This window comes from Flavobacterium laiguense, assembly GCF_003097655.1.
In the GTDB taxonomy this organism is placed as follows: domain Bacteria; phylum Bacteroidota; class Bacteroidia; order Flavobacteriales; family Flavobacteriaceae; genus Flavobacterium; species Flavobacterium laiguense.
This window is the reverse complement of record NZ_QCZH01000017.1, coordinates 61,939-81,928: the sequence shown is the minus strand read 5'-3', so window position 1 is coordinate 81,928 and position 19,990 is coordinate 61,939. Positions and strand designations below refer to the sequence as shown.

General features: G+C 35.9%; 16 protein-coding genes and 1 pseudogene. 2 read left to right on the top strand and 15 right to left on the bottom strand.

The annotated features are described in order from the left end of the window. Positions 1–442: pseudogene (locus DB891_RS17630) on the top strand (DNA adenine methylase); the annotation flags it as partial. A gap of 106 nt (positions 443–548) precedes the next feature. On the opposite strand, the gene DB891_RS13385 reads toward DB891_RS17630, so the two are convergent. The 10 genes from DB891_RS13385 to DB891_RS13340 form a co-directional block, all read right to left on the bottom strand. Then, positions 549–1,805, bottom strand: coding sequence for a DUF3857 domain-containing protein (locus DB891_RS13385; RefSeq protein ID WP_116764079.1), 1,257 nt, complete (start codon positions 1,803–1,805; stop codon positions 549–551). Between the two features lie 6 nt (positions 1,806–1,811). Beyond that, positions 1,812–3,728: a DUF3857 domain-containing protein gene (locus DB891_RS13380; protein ID WP_116764078.1), complete on the bottom strand. Its 1,917-nt coding sequence runs from the start codon at positions 3,726–3,728 to the stop codon at positions 1,812–1,814. 56 nt (positions 3,729–3,784) lie between these two features. Then, entirely contained in the window at positions 3,785–4,237 is a 453-nt protein-coding gene (dtd, locus tag DB891_RS13375) for a D-aminoacyl-tRNA deacylase (protein WP_116764077.1), read from the bottom strand. 68 nt (positions 4,238–4,305) lie between these two features. Beyond that, on the bottom strand, positions 4,306–5,283 hold the full coding sequence (gene rsgA / locus DB891_RS13370; protein WP_116764076.1) for a ribosome small subunit-dependent GTPase A: 978 nt from the start codon (positions 5,281–5,283) through the stop codon (positions 4,306–4,308). A 296-nt stretch (positions 5,284–5,579) separates the two neighbouring features. Next, positions 5,580–6,662: a bifunctional 3-deoxy-7-phosphoheptulonate synthase/chorismate mutase type II gene (locus DB891_RS13365; RefSeq protein WP_116764088.1), complete on the bottom strand. Its 1,083-nt coding sequence runs from the start codon at positions 6,660–6,662 to the stop codon at positions 5,580–5,582. A gap of 172 nt (positions 6,663–6,834) precedes the next feature. Beyond that, a complete protein-coding gene (locus DB891_RS13360) occupies positions 6,835–7,686 on the bottom strand; it encodes a prephenate dehydrogenase (RefSeq protein ID WP_116764075.1) in 852 nt (283 codons plus the stop codon). Positions 7,687–7,873: 187 nt separating this feature from the next. Next, positions 7,874–9,022 carry a pyridoxal phosphate-dependent aminotransferase gene (locus tag DB891_RS13355; protein WP_116764074.1) on the bottom strand — a complete coding sequence of 383 codons (1,149 nt, stop codon included), beginning with the start codon at positions 9,020–9,022 and terminating at the stop codon, positions 7,874–7,876. Positions 9,023–9,075: 53 nt separating this feature from the next. After that, positions 9,076–9,903, bottom strand: coding sequence for a prephenate dehydratase (locus tag DB891_RS13350; RefSeq protein WP_116764087.1), 828 nt, complete (start codon positions 9,901–9,903; stop codon positions 9,076–9,078). Positions 9,904–10,543: 640 nt separating this feature from the next. After that, positions 10,544–11,788 carry a dicarboxylate/amino acid:cation symporter gene (locus tag DB891_RS13345; protein WP_116764073.1) on the bottom strand — a complete coding sequence of 415 codons (1,245 nt, stop codon included), beginning with the start codon at positions 11,786–11,788 and terminating at the stop codon, positions 10,544–10,546. 104 nt (positions 11,789–11,892) lie between these two features. Then, on the bottom strand, positions 11,893–12,501 hold the full coding sequence (locus tag DB891_RS13340; RefSeq protein ID WP_116764072.1) for an outer membrane beta-barrel protein: 609 nt from the start codon (positions 12,499–12,501) through the stop codon (positions 11,893–11,895). Positions 12,502–12,691: 190 nt separating this feature from the next. Between DB891_RS13340 and gldA the strand changes: the two genes are divergently transcribed. Next, positions 12,692–13,591, top strand: coding sequence for a gliding motility-associated ABC transporter ATP-binding subunit GldA (gldA, locus tag DB891_RS13335; protein WP_116764071.1), 900 nt, complete (start codon positions 12,692–12,694; stop codon positions 13,589–13,591). Positions 13,592–13,950: 359 nt separating this feature from the next. Here the strand turns inward: gldA and DB891_RS13330 are convergent, their stop codons facing one another. The 5 genes from DB891_RS13330 to DB891_RS13310 all read right to left on the bottom strand — a co-directional run bounded on the left by DB891_RS13330 (position 13,951) and on the right by DB891_RS13310 (position 19,948). Continuing rightward, positions 13,951–15,363 carry a pyridoxal phosphate-dependent decarboxylase family protein gene (locus DB891_RS13330; RefSeq protein ID WP_116764070.1) on the bottom strand — a complete coding sequence of 471 codons (1,413 nt, stop codon included), beginning with the start codon at positions 15,361–15,363 and terminating at the stop codon, positions 13,951–13,953. 110 nt (positions 15,364–15,473) lie between these two features. Next, complete coding sequence (gene metF, locus DB891_RS13325; RefSeq protein ID WP_116764069.1) at positions 15,474–16,430, bottom strand: methylenetetrahydrofolate reductase [NAD(P)H]; 957 nt, start codon at positions 16,428–16,430, stop codon at positions 15,474–15,476. A gap of 95 nt (positions 16,431–16,525) precedes the next feature. Next, complete coding sequence (metH, locus tag DB891_RS13320; RefSeq protein WP_116764068.1) at positions 16,526–19,207, bottom strand: methionine synthase; 2,682 nt, start codon at positions 19,205–19,207, stop codon at positions 16,526–16,528. A 98-nt stretch (positions 19,208–19,305) separates the two neighbouring features. Beyond that, positions 19,306–19,536: a hypothetical protein gene (locus DB891_RS13315; protein WP_116764067.1), complete on the bottom strand. Its 231-nt coding sequence runs from the start codon at positions 19,534–19,536 to the stop codon at positions 19,306–19,308. 121 nt (positions 19,537–19,657) lie between these two features. Next, the gene (locus DB891_RS13310) at positions 19,658–19,948 is read right to left on the bottom strand and encodes a GIY-YIG nuclease family protein (protein WP_116764066.1); all 291 of its coding nucleotides are present in this window, start codon (positions 19,946–19,948) and stop codon (positions 19,658–19,660) included. Positions 19,949–19,990 lie beyond the last annotated feature (42 nt).

Genomic DNA, 19,990 nt, shown 5'->3' with positions numbered 1-19,990 from the left:
AAGTGGTGGTCAATTTACTCCGAAACTGGTGGTCAATTTACACTGGAATGGGGTGGTCAATTTGACCGGTTTTTCCAATTTAGACGGCTTGGAGGTCGTACAAAAGGATTATGAAGCGTTGTTCAAAGAGTTCAGGGACATTCCTAACGTTGTGTTTTTGGTTGACCCGCCCTATCTGTCAACTGAGGCTGGGACTTACAAAAGTTATTGGAAACTAAAAGATTATTTGGACGTGTTTCAAGTATTGGATAGAACGAATTATTTTTATTTTACGTCAAATAAGTCGTCTATTATTGAGCTATGCGAGTGGGTGGAGACTAAAACACCACAAAGCAATCCGTTTCACAATGCTTTAAAAGTTGAAATGAGCGCACATTTAACCAGTACCGCAAGCTATACGGACATTATGCTATATAAGCAATGGAATTCGACAACCACGTAAAATTAAAGCCCTTTTAAAGGGCTTTTAAATTTGTTTGAATAAGATTGTATCTTTGTCAAAAAAATGGGCATTTGAATTCAAACATGTGTGCATTTGAATTTTGCGATTATACTTGCACCGTTTCTACAGCAGCAATCACATAGTTGAATGCTCCTCTATTAGGAAAAATTGATATACCATTAGCTCTCGTGCTAACTAAAACAGGATTTGCCTTTAACCCTGCAGTACGCAACATAGCGGCAAGCATTAGATTAATTTCGGCCACATTACCCGTTTTGTCTTTATAGGCTTTTTTTACTCCATCATTACAAGAATAGCCATTATACTCATTCCATTTTACGGTTGATTTCACATAATTTAAAACGGCTAAAATGATTTCATCTTGCTTTGCCAAACCAGTAACAATCGCTTTTAAATCGTCTTCAAAATAAACCGTTTTATTAAGTTCGGGTCCAAAATCATCATTATAATAAATTTTCTTTGCAACAGATTCCCAATCTGTCGAATACAACTCAGTAGGAGAATTAGGGAAATTAGTCATCGCTAATTCATGGGAAACACTCGAAGTATAATTATCAATATTATTCACAAAAGCTTCTTCTTTCATAGCAGGCAAATTCTCTGCTAAATAGGTTGTCTGGGTTTCTGAGTAATCTATTTTGTCTTCCGAATAAGTGGTTTTCGAAGTGGTAAACCCAGTTCTTTCCTTACTCATGATCGAAATAGTTTTTTGATTTTTCACAACAGTAACCTTGGGAACTACAAACCCTTTTTGATTCGGATTGTAAACAAAGTATTCTGGAATATAAGTTATAAATTCAGAATGATCCACAGGAATACTAGTCTGAAAAAACCATTCTTTTAATTCACCTATGCGAGCACTCCTAATAGCATATTCAAATTCAACAACAGAGCCTTCCTTTACATTAGGCATCGCTATCTTTTTTCTCCCCCAATATTTGTCTGTTTTTTCATCGAATTCACCATCGCTTTTCAATTTGGTCTTTTCTATTTTTCCTCCAACTAAATTAAAAGTTATGGCGTCAGAAAAAGAAACGCTTTCTTTTAAATCATTCCCTAAATAATATTGTACTGATTGATTTGCCCAATCGTAGCCTTCTTTTTTATAGATTTTAACCCGTATTTTTACCTTGGTAACCATCTCAAAACCTTTCCCTTGAGAATATTCAAATCTAGTCTCTCCCTTTTTAAATAATATTGCAGCTACAGCAGCCGTATCTTTAGGATGTACTTTTTGTTCCAGCTCGGCAATCGAGACTTTTCCCAATTTGAATTCTTGAGCGTTTGCATTAAAAAAAAACAGAAATAGAAATAAAAAAAGGATTAGGTTTTTGGTTTTCATTTTTGGTTAGCTTTTGGTTAAAATTATTTTAGCATTGTTGTTTCTAGAAATTTGCTCCATAAAAAGACGAAATTCATCGTATTCTTTGTTCGTATACAAACCTTTTTTCAAAAAGAATTTTCGTTTGTAAATGATGTTATTATTGTCTTTTTTTACAATCTCAGTTTTATATTCTCCGAATTTACTGTTCAATTCAACATTCCCTGGAAGAAACTCTATAGAAAAATTAGCAGGTAAAGCTATCTCAATTTCATCTATATCTACTGATCCTCTTTGAATTTCTAAAGGATTTTTTCGATTCCGAATTCGTTTGACACTTTGGGTTAATGGATTAAAGACATTTACCACAAACATCATTTTATTGGCTGATATGTTTCCATAATTTACAGCACTTATTTCGGCATTTTCAGTGAAACTTATTTTATCACTATCATTTTTAAAAGTGATTTTCTTTATTTTCAAGTTATTAATGGTGCTCCAATAGTCTTTATAGAATTTATCTATTTCTGTTGCAGAAAATTTATCGTTATGAAATTTTTGATTGTATTGAGAACCCTCAGAAACAATGCCTATTTTTCCAGATAAATCTCCATTTTCGGAAATAGAATAGGTTCCTTTGCTTATTTGAGTATTTCCACTATCCTCATAAATTTTAGTTCTTACAATTTCTCCTCCATCAGGTTTTATTACCAAAACATCCCTGTCATCTGTAAAAGTTCCTTGATAACCAAAAGGATCTACTTGACTGGTGCACTCTAAAAAAACATATTTATCCTGATTGGGTATAGCCAAAATCATATGATTCCCTTGCATCGAAACAAAATCGGTTTCAATATCACGCTTTCTTGGATTACCATATAAAACAGTATTATAAGACGGGACATCTACTGCATTAAGAAGTGCTTTGGTATAATTACTCAAAGCTTTACAATCTCCATATCCTAAGCGGTCAACATCACTGGCTAACATTGGCTTCCAACCCCCAATCCCTACTTGAACGCTAATATACCTTGATTTCTCTTGCACATATTTATAAATAATTTGTGCTTTCTTTATCGGGTCAGTTTCAGCCCCCACTAGAACTTTTATTTTTGCTTTAGTAACTTCAGGCAAATCTGTAGTTCCTGTTAGAATTTTTTCGCTATACCATTTCCCGAATTCTGCCCATGTTTTAGCATTCCCATCTACTCCTTCTAAATGAAACAATTCTAATCCTAGCATTACCCTTGGAAAAAGAGTACTAATTGACGGACTCGCTGTTTCCTCTTTTTGAGCAAACACTTTTAATGCTGTATAAGAAAGCTGAGTTGAAGTATCTACTGTTTTTTTTATATTAAAATTTGAAAAATTAAATCCTTTGTATTTAAATCCAAGACTTGAAGGACAACTTACATTGAGAATACTTTTTTCTACACTTACAAAATAATCATTTAGCGGCATCCATTGCGGTATAAAAGCAGTATTGGATGTTTCTGTTTCGCTTTCAAAAACAACTGTGAATGGATATTGAATCGGGGTATAATCTAAGTAAATATAGCGACTTTCAGAGAAAAGTGTACTCCCGCTTACGGCACTTTGATCTCTAAAATCACTCCTCTTTATTTTTTTTATTTCTTTCCCAAAAGCATCATAAACCGTTGCCAATATGCTTTTAACTGGACCGGACTTATCATAATTTTCATAGGCTTCAACCGCATCAAGTCCTTTTTCATTCAGAACAGTCACTACTCGTTTGTTCTTAATATTCATACTGCGCTGAGACGCAATTACAATATCAATTTGGTTCAAACGAACAACTGCATTGGCGTTTTCTTTGAGACTGTCGGAAATAGTTAGGGTATTGTATTCGCTTTTTTGAGCAAAAAGAAGAGTTGTAGTAAATAAAAAAACAATAGAAATAACAGATACAAACTTGTAGGACATAAAATATATTTAGTACCGAAATATAAGAAAATTTTGTCTAAATAAAACAATTAGTTTTATTCTTTATTCTTACTATCTATTTGTATGGTAACAGGTCCGTCATTAAGCAACAATACTTTCATATCGGCGCCAAAAATTCCAGTTTGAACTTTTTTTTCCAACTCCTTTTCCAACTGTTTTACAAAATTTTCATAAAGCGGAATAGCCACATCCGGCTTTGAGGCTTTTATATAAGAAGGTCGGTTTCCTTTTTTTGTAGAAGCGTGAAGTGTAAATTGGCTTACCACAATAATATCGCCATCAATGTCTTGAATAGACAAATTCATGACGTGATTTTCATCATCAAAAATACGGATTTTGGTAATTTTACCCACCAACCAATCGATGTCTTCTTGGGTATCGGCATCTTCCATTCCTACTAAAACCAATAATCCTTTTCGAATATCGGCTACTATTTTAGAATCTATAGTTACGGAAGCTTGGGAAACTCTTTGGAGAACAACTTTCATTTATTTTAAATTGCGGATTTTAAAATATTGCTTTTTGGCATTGCAATTGACATTGAATTTTGCAATTGTTATTCCCTAGTTTTATCACTAATTATTCGATCCTCATTATAAACATCGGTACGATAATGTTCATCGTCCCCTTCTAATATTTTAAGGTAACTATTGTAACGAGACCATGCAATTTCATCTTTTTCCAAGGCAGCTTTGATGGCACAATGCGGTTCGTCTTTATGTAAACAGTTGTTGAATTTACATTGATCTTTCAATTTAAAAAACTCTGGGAAATAACCGCTAATCTCTGATGGATCCATATCTACCATTCCAAAACCTTTGATTCCAGGGGTGTCTATAATTTTGGCTCCAAAAGACAAATCATACATCTCTGCAAAAGTAGTGGTGTGTTGCCCTTGCTTGCTTGCAACCGATATCGTCTTGGTTTTTAAATGCAAGGAAGGTTCCATAGCATTCACTAAAGTCGATTTCCCCACACCGGAATGTCCAGAAAACATACTCACTTTACCCACCATCATTTCTTGTAATTCTTCGACTCCCTTCATTTCGGTTGAAGAAACTCTCAAGCATTTATATCCAATTTGCTGATATACATGTTGCATATACAATTGCTCATCGAGTGTGGCTTCGTCTAAAGTGTCTATTTTATTAAACACCAAAACAGCTTCAATTCCATAGGCTTCGGCAGTCACCAAAAAACGATCTATAAAGTTGAATGTAGTTGGCGGATTATTTATGGTTACCAATAGAAAAACGCGATCAATATTGGAAGCAATAATATGCATTTGATGCGATAAATTTACGGCCTTACGAACGATATAATTTTTTCGATCGTGAATATTATGAATTGTTCCTGTAACAACATCCGACGTTTCTTCTAGCTCATAGTCTACCACATCGCCAACCGCAATCGGATTGGTGCTTTTAATTCCCTTGATTCGGAATTTCCCTTTCATACGGCATTCTATAAAATCTCCTTGTTCGGATTTTACGGTGTACCAACTTCCTGTAGATTTGTAAACGAGTCCTGTCATAGAGGATTTTTGATTGAAGATTAACGATTTTAGATTTCTGATTTAAAATCTAATACTTTGCAAAGATAAAGGATTTATGGAGGATTTTTGATTGAAGATTAACGATTTTAGATTTCTGATTTAAAATCTAAGATTTTACAAAGATAAAGTTTTGATTTCCGTTTAAAGTTTAAAGTTCTTGAACCTCCTAAAAAACAAAATCCCAAAACTATAAGCCTTGGGATTTATCAATATCTAAATTTTACGACTCACGAAATCTAAAATCAGAAATCGTTAATCTAGAATCTTAAATCAAATTAAGCATTCAAGACTTTTTCTTGGTGACCAATACTTTCTTGGTGAATGGCTTTGAACATTTTAAGAACAAACTCTTCTGAAAGTCCTTTTTTCTCTCCATCCAAAATCATTTTTCCAAGAATTTCGTTCCAACGATTGTTTTGCAATACCGCAACGTTAGCATCTTTTTTCACTAGACCAATTTCGTCGGCCACTTTCATACGTTTTCCTAACAATTCTAATAAAGTAGCATCTAGAACATCTATATTCGCTCTTAATTTTGCCATTTTACTGGTAAATTCATCCGATACATCATTTTGTTTTCTTACTCTCAAATCAATGAAAATTTGTTTCAAAGCGTCTGGCGTCACTTGTTGAGCAGCATCACTCCAAGCATTATCTGGATCGCAATGCGTTTCGATAATCATACCATCGTAATTTAAATCTAATGCTTGTTGCGTTACCTCAAGTATCATATTACGATCTCCTGTAATGTGTGATGGATCAATAATCAAAGGCAAATCAGGGAATTTATTTTGCAATTCGATAGCAATTTGCCATTCTGGAATGTTTCTGTATTTCGTTTTTTCGTAAGTCGAAAACCCTCTGTGAATCACTCCTAATTTCTCGATACCTGCATTATACAAACGCTCAACGCCACCCAACCACAAAGATAGATCTGGATTTACAGGATTTTTTACCAAAACTATTTTTTTAGTCCCCACTAATGCATCCGCAATTTCCTGCATAGCAAAAGGGTTAACCGTTGTTCTGGCTCCAATCCACAATACATCAATATCATACTCCAAAGCCAATTTTACGTGAGCAGCATTTGCAACCTCAGTACCCATCAACAATCCCGTTTGTTCTTTGGCTTTTTTCAACCATTTCAAACCTATTTCTCCAACACCTTCAAATCCTCCTGGACGCGTTCTTGGTTTCCAGATTCCTGCTCTAAAAACACTTACATCAGAATCTTTTAATTCATGTGCGATTTTTAAAACTTGTTCTTCTGTTTCTGCACTACAAGGTCCCGCAATTACGAATGGGTGAGTCAAATTGAATTCATTCAACCAATTTCTCAATTCTTTCTTATTTTCCATTTTTCTTAGTTTTAGTTTTTTAGTTTTTAGATTTATTTTTATTTTTTTCTTACTTATGGCTCCTTCTAGTGTGTTTGCTTCGTTCCTCGCAATGACTTCACACACTCAACACTAATCAAAAGTTTCGGGACTGAATACTGCAAACTGACCACTGCCTACTTTCTTAAACTGCCTACTTTTTCATTCCGTTTAATATCTCCTTTATTTTATTGACACTTTGCATTTCGTTGTAAATAGCATCGTAGTCATCATTTTCTAAAAGCTCTTTAAACTTAGACAAATTCGCAATGTACTCTTCTAATGTTTTGACTACCTGTTTTTTGTTTTGTTTAAAAATAGGCGTCCACATCGCTGGAGAACTTTTGGCCAAACGAACGGTACTCTCAAAACCAGAACCCGCCATGTCAAAAATATCCTGTTCGTCTTTTTCTTTATTGATAACCGTTTTTCCGAGCATAAATGAACTGATGTGCGACAAATGCGACACATAAGCAATATGTTTATCATGCGATTTCGGATCCATATAACGAATCCTCATTCCTATTGCTTTAAAAAGCCACAATGCTTTTTCCTGTAATTTGAAAGTCGTTTTTTCTACTTCGCAAATGATATTTGTTTTTCCGTGAAACAATCCTTTTATCGCTGCCGATGGCCCCGAGAACTCTGTACCTGCAATGGGATGCGTTGCGATGAAATTTCTTCTTTTTGGATGATTCGCAACCGCTTCACAAATGGGCACTTTAGTCGAACCTACATCAAAAACAATGGCGCTATTTGGAACTAGGTCCAATACTTTTGGCAAAAGGACAATAGCTGTATCAACAGGAACCGAAACGATCACAAAATCAGCATTGACTAGATCATCAAAAACCGCAGCTTCATCAACAACTCCAAGAGAAATTGCTTCCTGCAAATGATTTTCGTTACTGTCAATTCCAAAAATTTTTGCTTCTGGATATAACGCTTTAGCATCTAATGCTATTGAGCCTCCTATTAATCCAATTCCTATTACGTATATTTTCATCGTTTTATTTTTTTGTAGCTAATCCTGCTATCCGCTATATCTTTTTTGAGGCGAAGAAATCCCGATAGCTATCGGGACGCCTCAAAAAAGGATGCCGCTTCTATCAGGGCTAGAGCATCACGTTTTTTTAGAAAATTTTCGTTTTCTTAAATCATTCATATTAGACGCGATAAATCGCGTCTCTACGTTATGCAAATCTATCAATCGCTTCTTGTACTTTTTCTTCTTTTACACAAAGTGCAAATCGTATGTATCCTTCTCCGTTACTTCCAAAAATGGTTCCCGGAGTTATAAAAATATGTTTTTCGTATAATATTTTATCGATAAAATCCTCGGCAGAGACTACTCCTGCAGGCAATTTGGCCCAAACAAACAATCCAACACCTGCTGCGTATACTTCACAACCTAATTTTTCGGCCAATTGTTCCGTAAGTACTCGGCGTCTTTTATAAATGGCATTCATTGAGTCAAACCAAGATTTATCGCTTTTCAAAGCTTCAACGGCTCCTTTTTGAATACCGTAAAACATTCCGCTATCCATGTTGCTTTTGACTTTAAGAACTGCGTCGATCAAAGTAGCATTTGCCAAAATCATTCCTACTCTCCAACCTGCCATGTTGAAGGTTTTACTCAAAGAATTCAACTCTATTGCGACATCTTTGGCTCCTTCTACCTGCAACAAACTCATGGGTTTATCATTCAAAACAAAACTATACGGATTGTCATTGATCAATAATATGTGATGCTTTTTGGCGAAAGCCACTAACTTTTCGAACAATTCCAAACTACCTCTTGCTCCTGTTGGCATGTGAGGATAACCTATCCACATGATTTTCACTTTTGATAAATCTAATTTTTCTAAAGCGTCAAAATCAGGTTCCCAATTATTGTTTTCCTTCAAATCATAATAAACCGGCACCGCTCCAACCAGATTCGTTACCGAAGTGTAGGTAGGATAACCCGGATTTGGAATCAAAACATGATCTCCTTCATTCAGGAAAGCCATAGAAATATGCATAATCCCTTCCTTAGAACCTATTAAAGGTAAAATTTCGGTATTAGAATCTAATGCAACTCCATAATTATTTTGATAAAAATCGGCCATTCCTTTTCTAAGTTCCGGCAATCCTTGATAACTTTGGTATTGGTGCGCGTTTTCGTCATGCATTGCCAAAACTACGGCATCTATAACCGCCTTTGATGGTTTTAAATCGGGACTTCCAATTCCCATATTGATGATTGGTTTCCCCTCTGATGCCAATTGTCGCACTTCTCTCAACTTGGATGAGAAATAGTACTCTTCAATTATATCTAGACGTTTTGCTGTTTTAATCATGGCAATTTATTTTAGTATTCCTACTTGTAATTTATCTTTTGTTATTTCCCTTTTTAGGGTCTCGTGTTTTTATATTCTCCCAATACTTTAAAATACTCGGCCATTATAGTCAACAATACTTTGGCCTTGGCGTAATCTTCATATTTTTCGAAAGTAACATCTACGAAAAACGAGTATTTCCAGGGAGTTTCTATTTTTGGCAACGATTGTATTTTGGTTAAATTCAATTTACAATCGCTCATCACATTCAGTACTGCTGCCAAACTTCCTCGTTTGTGATCCAATTCAAATTTGATTGAAGCTCTATTGATTTCGTTTTCATCCGTAAATTCTTTTTCCTTTTTGATAATTACAAAACGAGTCATGTTATTGTTTATCGTTTGAATTTCTGGAGCCAGAATCTCTAAATCATACAATTCTGATGCTGTTTTGCTCGCAATTGCCGCTATCCCCGTTAGCTGTTTTTCGTGAATCCTTCTGGCGGTTTCGGCAGTATCCTTGTCTTCAACCAATTTTATGTTTGGATATTTTTTTAAGAACTCCATACATTGCAACAACGCCATAGGGTGAGAATGTACTTCTAGAATATCTTCGATTTTTTGACCTTTCAATGCCATTAAATTTTGGTGAATATCTAAATAATGTTCTCCTATAATGTGTAAATTATTTTTGTCAATCAATGCGTAATTTGGAATGATTGGCCCTGCAATAGAATTCTCTATAGCCATTACCGCTTGATCTGATTTTCCAGTCAGCAGACTAGCTACCAATTCCTCAAAAGACAGACATTCGTCTACCTCAACATTTTGATAAAAATAGTCTTGAGCCACTTGGTGGTGGAAAGATCCTTTAATTCCTTGTATTGCAATCCTCACCCCCAGCCCCTCTCCAGAGGAGAGGGGAGCTTTAGCTTCTAAAGGATTTTGTGTTTGTACTGACATCTTAGCTTTAATTTTATATCAAAAAAAAATCCTGATTTTCATCAGGATTGTATATTAGTTTTATTTGTTTCTTACTCTTCAAATAACCATAGCACAATCCCTTACTTCCTAAAGAAGAAATAAAAAGAGTTGCTAAAATAAAAACGGTTAGTAGACATCGTATTGTTTGTTGTTCAATTATTTAATGCAAATGTATAACATATTTTGAGTCGTCCAAAATAAAAATAATCTTTTAACAAACAAAAAAAGATTTGTTTGTTAAAAGGGTTTTAAACTTCTAATTCCATAAAAATAAAGCTATTTAAATGCCTAAAATTACTGATTCCAAAACGGCAAAACCGGTAGAGAACCTTATTTTTAGCGAAAAATACTGTTTTTTGACCCCTTTGCTTTAGAATGTTGATGAAAAAACGGCTCCTGTAGGCTTAAAACTAAAGTTGTTGTGTCCGCGTGAAGGATGGGCTAAGCTACCGAAGTAGCAGCAACAGCCTGACAGCATAAAGGAAAGGGGCCGAATGAACGGTATGCTAAGTTGGCCCCTTTTCTTTATGGTGGCACGCCCAAACGTTTTTTTATTATTTTAGATGATGCTCTGTGAAATCCATTTCTTGCCTTCGGAAATTCTGGTGACCATCATGGCACAAACCAAATCACCATTAGCATTCAATAATGTTGCGATTGGGTCAACCAAGGTCCCTATAATCATTGCAGCGGGTAAGGCTTGTTCCATAGGGAATCCATAAACGGTTATGGCGAGAATCTCTCCTATATAGCCGCCGTTTGGAATGCCGCCCTCGACAACCGATACTATTATGGTGATCCCGATTGCGGTAAGTATGGTATAGGGATCCGTAAGATCCTTGCCAAACATGGCAAAAATAACGGCAATTTTCACAATCGACGACATGCTGGAACCGTCTTTATGCAAAGGAGCTCCAAGAGGGATTACCAAATTGCTGATGTGACTTGGGATTTCCATTTGTTCTGCGGCTTCGAGATTGGCGGGGATCGTTGCTATACTACTGCAGGTTCCAACCGCTGTTAAAGCCGGAGTAATATTGTTTTTCCAAAATATTTTCAGCCCTTGATTTCCTCCTGCGAAGAAGGCGTACAAACTAAAAAAGACAATAAAATAAAACGTACAAACTGCATAATAAAGCCCCAAAGGTTTTGCGTAAGCGCCAAATAACTGCGGTCCAAATATACCGACTTGATATGCAAAATAAGCCCCAAGACCTATTGGTGCAGTTTTCATAATGAGATGCAATAACTGCTTCATCACTTCATTACCAGAATCGAGAAACTTTTTAAAATTTTTTCCTTTTTCGCCAGAACGCAAGGTCGAAAAACCGATCAGAAAAGAAAACAGTATAAGTGCCAGCATATTTTTTCTGGACAAAATCTCATAAAAATCATTGACGGTCAGCAACTGCGTGATTTGCGAACCGGTGCTGCTTTGTTGAATGGTTTCTAATGCGATTTTTGACTGGACAAAACCTTGATGAATTGGAAAAAGTAAAACAGCCATAATCATGATAATTGCCGAAATAATAACGGTGGTCAAAAATACTCCCATGACTATCCCGAAAAGTTTTCCGAGATTTTCATTTTTTTGCAAATTGGCAATCGAAGAGGCAATGGTAAAAAAAACGAGCGGAATAATTGCCGTAAAAAGTAAATTCAAGAATATATCACCTAATGGTTTTATGACTTCTACTCCATCTCCAAAAACTAAACCTAAGATACTCCCAACGATTATTCCACCGAGGAGCAGTAAGATACTATTGTAATTTTTCAAGAAACTGCTGAATTTAGTTTTTTTCATATTGATTTAGTTTATTGTAAATATATAAATCTAAATGAGATTATTTTAAAAATAAAAAGCATCCGTAAAAACGAATGCTTTCTTAAAATCAAGAAGAATAAAAATTAGAAATTTTTTGAAATTCCTATATTAAATGACTGCCCAAAATTGAAATAAAAATTACTATTACTTCCACTATTTTGATCACTCTTTGTATTTGAATATGACAAACCTCCAATACCAAAATTTAATCCAAAATTATTTTTAATATTTAAAAACAAACCAGGTGCAAAACTCATATAAAAACCATCAAATGTATTTGTTGAGCTAACTGGGTCAGAAAAAGAATTAGTGTTAGTTTCTTTAAGATTTTTGTAACCTGTACCTAAATCAGCATATAACAAAAACATTTGGCTAAGTGATTTTGAATACCGGACAAAAGCTCCTGCCGAGAAGTTTTTAGTTATTCTTTCCTGATTATTCGATTCGTTTTCCTGATAAGTGTATTCATTTTTAGAAGATGAAAATCCAGTTTCAACCCCTACTGTCCAATTATCCTTGAACTGATATCCTACTTTTGGAGAAAAATTAAAGTTTTCATACTTGGACTCACTCCCTTGATTAGAGTCTTTATTAGACCAAAAACTCACATTTCCAGATACCAATACCGTGCCTTTTTGAGCATTTGCAAAGCTCATCATAGCCAATGCAAGAATTACTACTGTTTTTTTCATAGTTTATTTGATTTGTTAAAAATTAGTAATTATTTAACAAGAACCGTGCCAGTATTTAATAATTTTCATACAATTTATCGTTAATTTTATTTGTCCTAACCATTTTGCTAGTTGTCAATTAAAACATAAATTTTATGGATTAATGGAGAACTATGTATTTTCTATTTACTTTTGCAACAAATAAAATCTCATGTCAATAGAAGTAAAAAACATTTCGAAATCTTACGGTGCTCAAAAGGCACTGGATAACATTTCATTTTCTGTTCAAAAAGGAGAGATTGTTGGTTTTTTAGGGCCGAACGGAGCAGGTAAATCCACTTTGATGAAAATATTGACCACCTACATCAATGCCGATTCTGGTGTTGCACTTGTTAATGGCTTTGATGTAAACAGTCAGGAAAAATCGGTACAGCTTTCTATTGGGTATTTGCCGGAGCACAATCCGTTGTACTTGGATTTGTACGTGAGAGAGTATTTGGCTTTTAATGCCGATGTTTATAAAGTAGAAAAATCTAGAATCGAAGAAGTGATTCAGCTGACAGGTTTACAAACCGAAAGCCATAAAAAAATAGGGCAATTGTCTAAAGGGTATCGCCAGCGTGTGGGATTAGCCAATGCGTTATTACACAATCCCGATGTTTTGATACTAGACGAACCCACAACCGGATTGGATCCCAATCAATTGGTCGAAATTAGAAATGTGATTAGAAACGTAGGGAAAGACAAAACCATTTTCCTATCGACACACATTATGCAGGAAGTAGAAGCGATTTGCGACCGAGTAATCATTATTGACAAAGGACAAATAGTTGCCGATAAAAAATTAGAAACCTTAATCTCTGCCAATAAGGAACAGGTAATCGAAGTAGAATTTGATTTAAAAACAGAAGAGGATCTTATTGCTCAAATTCCGCATTTAAAATCGTTTAAAAATACTCACGGAAACTCTTGGGAATTGACTTTTGTTTCAGATAAAGATATGCGCCCAACTGTATTTGATTTTGCCTATGACAACGGTTTGAAGACTTTACAACTCAACCAGAAAAATAAGAATTTGGAAGCGGTCTTTAGGGAGATTACTAAGGAGTAGGCAGTGTTCAGTAAAAAGCAAACCCGACAGGTTTTAAAAACCTGTCGGGTTTGCTTTTTTAGTTAAAATCCAGACTATAACTCATCGAGTAATTCTTGAGCTGTTTTTAGTTTAATTTTCCCTTGCTTGTGAAGTTTCACTTCACTTGCTGCAACTTTTAAGTCTTCCCACAAATCAATCTTACTCGAAGACATTTCCTTAACTTTTTTTTACGAAAGATAAGCTATTCTAAACTTTCATGCCAAATTCAGCTTTGTCGTCTGGGATATCAATTAGTACTTTCATAAAAGTGAAATTAAATTTTTACTTCTTAAATTCTAAAGAATTAATACAAATATACAAAAAAAACAGTTCTCAATTTACTCAATCCCCAACTCCAAAACACTCGCTTTCATTTCGGCTATCGCAATTTTAACATCATTTTCATTCGTTCTCCAATTGACAAACGAAGCTCGAATTCCTTTGAGCTTTTGATACACTGTTGGCGTCATAAACACTTTGCCTTTATCGTTGAGATGCGTCAAAAATAAATTTACTTTTTCCTGATTGTGGTCTCCCGCCAAAGTAAAGCAAACATTGTTGAGACGGGTTGGTGCCAATAATTCGAAGTTTTCGTTTTCGGCAATGAAAGCATCAAATTGCAATGCCATCGCAACGCTATTCTCAACAATATCTTGAAATCCTTGTTTCCCATACGCCAAAAGCGAAAACCAAACAGGTAACGCTTTTAAACGTCTTGAATTCTCAGGCAAGAAATTAAGGTAACTGAAATTCTCCAATGGATCGCCCAAATACGGGGCATTCGAGTTTTGAAACGTTTCTACCTGAAGATTTTTATGTTGTTCCTTTACCAGATAAAAAGCGCTTTCGTAAGGAACATTCAACCATTTGTGGCAATCAATCGTAATACTGTCTGCGTTTTCCCAACCGTTTACCAAATGTTTGTGTTTTAGGGAACAAGCTGCGAAACCTCCAAAAGCTGCATCAATATGCCACCAAAAGTTGTATTTTCCTTTGAGTTTTTTAATTGCACCGAAATCATCAAAATCGGCTGTATTGACTGTTCCTGCACTTGATATTAAAATAAAAGGCTGACCGTTTAATTTTGTTATGTTTTGTTCCAAATCGGCTATATCAAGAGCTTCCCGATTTCCTTCGACTGTTTTTATTTTGGTGAAATTTTGGCTTCCAATCCCTAACATTGACAAGCATTTTATTGAGGATGAGTGTGGCGTTGCCGTAAGAATATGTATAGGTGTACTAATTCCATTTTTGGCGAAATCATGACCTAACTGTTTTCCTAACCATTGTCGAGCCACCGCCAAACAAGTGAAATTTGACATGGTAGCACCCGTCACAAATCCGCCCAAGAATGATTTTGGCAAGTCCAACAATTGCAATAACAAGTTAATGGTTTCTATTTCTATCAAGGCCGAAACACCTCCTTGCGCTTTTGTCGATTGTGCATTTGGGTCGTAAATCGTCGTCAGCCAATCTCCAACTATAGAAGCGGGTGTTGCTCCTCCTGTAACAAAACCCCAATATCTAGGCCCAGCTTGCGAAACCATCAAGGGCGCCAAACGCTGATTGAATTCTTCCAAAGCAGTCAATGCTCCCAAACCAAAATCGTTTAGATTTCTATTGGTAGTAATCGAATTTTGGGTTGAAGTGGGAACGGTATCAATAGCATTCAAAAATTCTATTCCTTGTTGTTTTACTTGTTCAAGGATGTTTTCGATTTCGCTTAGGTCTTGTTGAAGGGTTGGATTCATTTGGTTAGTTAAATTAAAATTAGAAGACCTAACAGATTTCAAAAATCTGTTAGGTCTAAACTACACAGAAAACTTGTGCTAGTGTGATTGCTTCGTTCCTCGCAATGACTTTAAAAAACCTGACTTGCTATTTGTCTGATATTCTCCGATTTCCCCATAGAATAATAATGCAAAACAGGAACTCCTGCCGCTTTCAATTCGATTGATTGTTGAATCGCCCATTCGATTCCCACTTGACGGATTTCTGCATTATTTTTGCATTTATCTACTGCGTGTATCAAATCCTCCGGCAAATCAATACGAAATATTTGAGGCAATACTTGTAAATGTCTTTGCACCGCGATAGGTTTGATTCCCGGAATAATTGGAACTGTAATTCCCATTTCTCTGGCTTTGGCAACAAACTCAAAATATTTGGCATTGTCAAAAAACATTTGGGTCACTACATAATCGGCTCCTGCATCCACTTTTTCTTTCAATCTTTTTAAATCTGATATCAAAGAAGGAGACTCTAAATGTTTCTCTGGATAACCCGCAACTCCGATACAAAAATCGGCTAGGTTATCCACATCCATAACATCGTGTAAATATTTCCCACTATTTAATTGATTGATTTGAGAAACCAAATCAACTGCAAAATTATTTCCTCCCATTTTTGGGACAAAAGACTGCTCGTCCTTCATTGCATCACCTCGAAGTGCCATTACGTTATTGATTCCAAGATAATGACAATCGACCAGCATATATTCCGTTTCCTCTTTGGTAAAACCTCCGCAAAGCAAGTGTGGCACGGTATCTACATTGTATTTGTGTTTTATGGAAGCACAAATACCCAACGTTCCCGGACGCATTCTGGTTAGTTTTTTATCCAATAATCCGTTGCCTTTATCAATATAAATATATTCCTCCCGAGAAGTGGTCACATCTATAAATGGCGGTTTGAACTCCATCAACGGATCGATATTATCGTATAACTCCTGAATGCTTTTCCCTTTTTGTGGTGGAATAATTTCGAAAGAGAATAACGTTTCTCCTTTGGCATTTTCTATATGTTGTGTTACCTTCATTTTTCTTAGTTTGAAGTTTAAGGTTTAAGGTTTAAGGTTCTCTCGAACAACTTTAAACTTTAAACTTTAAACAAAATTTTAACTTTAAACTATTTTTAATCTGCAATATTCGGATTCAACCATTTCATAGCGACTTCGGTTGAAACGCTTCTTCTCTTGGCGTAATCAATAACTTGGTCTTCCTTTATTTTTCCGAGTCCAAAATACTTACTCTCAGGATTCCCAAAGTAATACCCCGAAACCGATGAAGCCGGCCACATTGCCATACTTTCGGTCAAGGTCACTCCAATTTCTTTTTCTACATTTAAAAGTTTCCAAATCGTTGGTTTTTCCAAATGATCGGGACAAGCCGGATAACCCGGTGCTGGACGAATTCCTTTATACACCTCTTCAATCATCGCTTCGGTAGTTAAGTTTTCATCTGAGGCGTATCCCCAAATTTCTTTACGTACTTTTTCGTGAAGGTATTCCGCGAATGCTTCTGCGAATCGGTCTGCCAAAGCTTTCACCATAATCGAATTGTAATCGTCCAAATCCTTTTCAAATTCCGAAGCCCATTCATCAACACCAAAACCGGTGGTTACGCAAAACGCTCCCATATAATCGACTTTCCCGCTCTCTTTTGGAGCAATAAAATCCGATAATGCAATATTTGGAGCTCCTTTGGTTTTTTGTGATTGCTGACGCAACGTCAAAAATTTCTCCAATACTTTTCCGTTTTCATCACTCAATTCAATATCGTCATCGTTGATTTGATTGGCAGGGAAAATTCCGTAAATTCCTTTGGCGGTCAGTTTCTTTTCTTTTAAAATTACTTCCAACATCGCTTGTGCATCCGCAAAAACAGAAGTCGCCTGTTCTCCAACGACACTGTCTGTTAAAATCGCCGGATATTTTCCAAACAATTCCCACGTTCTAAAAAACGGTGTCCAGTCAATATACGGAACCAAAACATCCAAATCGACCTCAATAATTTGTTCGCCAATTACATTTGGTTTTACAGGCTCGAAATGTCTCCAATCCAATTGCAATTTATTCTTACGGGCTTGCTCAATCGTCAAGAAATTCTTGTCGCGTGAACGATTTAAAAATGTTTCTCTAAACGCATCATATTCGGCTCGAATATCACTGGCGTATATTTTTTTATCCTTGTTCAGTAAACTTCCAGCCACCGTTACGGCTCTGGAGGCATCGTTTACGTGAATAACCGTTTCTCTATATTGAGGTGCAATTTTCACGGCTGTATGTGCACGAGAAGTCGTTGCACCACCAATCATTACTGGAATTTTCAGCCCTCGTTTATCTAATTCCTTGGCGAGATACACCATTTCGTCTAGTGATGGCGTGATTAATCCGCTCAATCCAATAATATCTACGTTGTGTTCTATGGCCGCTGCAATAATTTTTTCGGGAGGCACCATTACTCCCAAATCTACAATCTCATAATTATTACACGCCAATACCACCGAAACTATATTTTTACCAATATCGTGAACATCGCCTTTTACAGTTGCCATCAATATTTTTCCGTTCCCTTGTTTGTCTCCCGCTTGTTTGCTCGCTTCAATATAAGGCAACAAATAGGCTACGGCTTTTTTCATTACACGAGCCGATTTTACCACTTGCGGCAAAAACATTTTACCAGAACCAAACAAATCCCCAACAACATTCATTCCTGTCATCAAGTTGATTTCGATAACTTCGATCGGTTTTGTTGCTGCCAAACGCGCTTCTTCGACATCTATTTCTATAAATGCATCAACTCCTTTTACCAAAGAGTGTGTGATTCTTTCTTGAACCGTTCCCGAACGCCATTCTTGAACTGCTTTTTCAGTACTCTTTACATCACCTTTTACATTTTCGGCAAAATCTAATAAGCGTTCTGTAGCATCGTCGCGTCTGTCCAAAATTACATCCTCCACATGTTCCAATAAATCTTTTGGAATCTCATCGTAAATCGACAACATTTCTGGATTTACAATTCCCATTGTCATTCCGTTTTTAATGGCGTGGTACAAGAAAACCGAGTGCATCGCTTCTCTCACCGTGTCATTCCCTCTAAACGAAAACGAAACGTTACTCACCCCACCACTAATGTGTGCGTGCGGTAAATTTTCCCGAACCCATTTGGTTCCCCTAAAGAAATCCAAAGCATTCAAGCGGTGTTCCTCCATACCGGTTGCCACGGGGAATATATTCAAATCGAAGATGATATCTTGCGGTGGAAAATGAACTTTATTGACCAAAATATCATACGAACGCTGGCAAATTTCTACTCTACGGTCGTAATTATCCGCTTGTCCAGTTTCATCAAAAGCCATAATAATTGCCGCAGCTCCGTATCGTTTGATCAATTTGGCGTGATGAATGAATTGCTCTTCTCCTTCTTTTAATGAAATTGAGTTTACGACACATTTTCCTTGAACCACTTTCAAACCAGCCTCAATGATTTCCCATTTCGAGCTGTCAATCATAATGGGCACACGAGAAATATCCGGCTCGGCAGCAATCAAATTCAGGAATTTGGTCATCGCATAAACGCCATCAAGCATTCCCTCATCCATATTAATATCGATGATTTGCGCGCCACCTTCTACTTGCTCTTTGGCAATGCTCAATGCTTCTTCGTATTTTTCCTCCTTGATTAATCGAAGGAACTTTCTGGAACCTGTTACATTGGTTCGCTCCCCAATATTCACAAATACGCTATTTGGCGTAATGATTAAGGGCTCTAATCCCGATAATACCAGGTTTCTTCTATGTTTATTGTGTCCCATTTTTTTATTTTGAGTTCCTAAGTACCTAAGTAGCTTAGGTTCTGTGTTTTTATTATTTTGTCTACGGTTAAAAAACTGTAGCTATATTTATTTTAATTTCAATTCATTTTTTGGGCGTGTCCCTCCAAAAAAAGTCGGGTCGGGCTATTCGTTGCAAGTCCTCGACCAATTCCGTTAGCACTCCATTGGTCTGTGGGCTTTTCACTGCTATCCCTCACGCGGGTTTTGTGAAATTCAACACTATTTTCATTCAACGGAATAAATTCCGTTGCTACAAAATGGGTCGTTCCTCCGGAACTCAACCACAAACTCGCCGTCTCGTTTGTCATTCCGACGAAGGAGGAATCTCATAATGTGATTCCTCCTTCGTCGGAATGACATAACTAAACTTTATATTTTTTATTCTCTTTGCGGGCACGGATTGCAAATCCGCACTATCAATAATAAGAATTATAAAAATTCTTTAAATTTTGGCCATTGATTATAACCTATCATCGGATTATTTGATTGGTATTTAAGAATTAACTCAACTTCTTTCTTATTTATATCTTGATCAGCCAAATTTTCAGACTCAAATAATATTTCTTTTCTTATCGTAAAATCTTTCCTTTGCTGTCTCGTAAAATCTTTTTCTATAATTTTACTATTGGCACTTCCAAAATAATTTAAAGTATCTGTCAAATCTTTCCCGATATAAATTTTACCGTTTGGATATGTTATTTTATAAATTACTTTAAACATTTATATTCGTTTTTTAGATAAGACAGCATTCACACCTTTAAA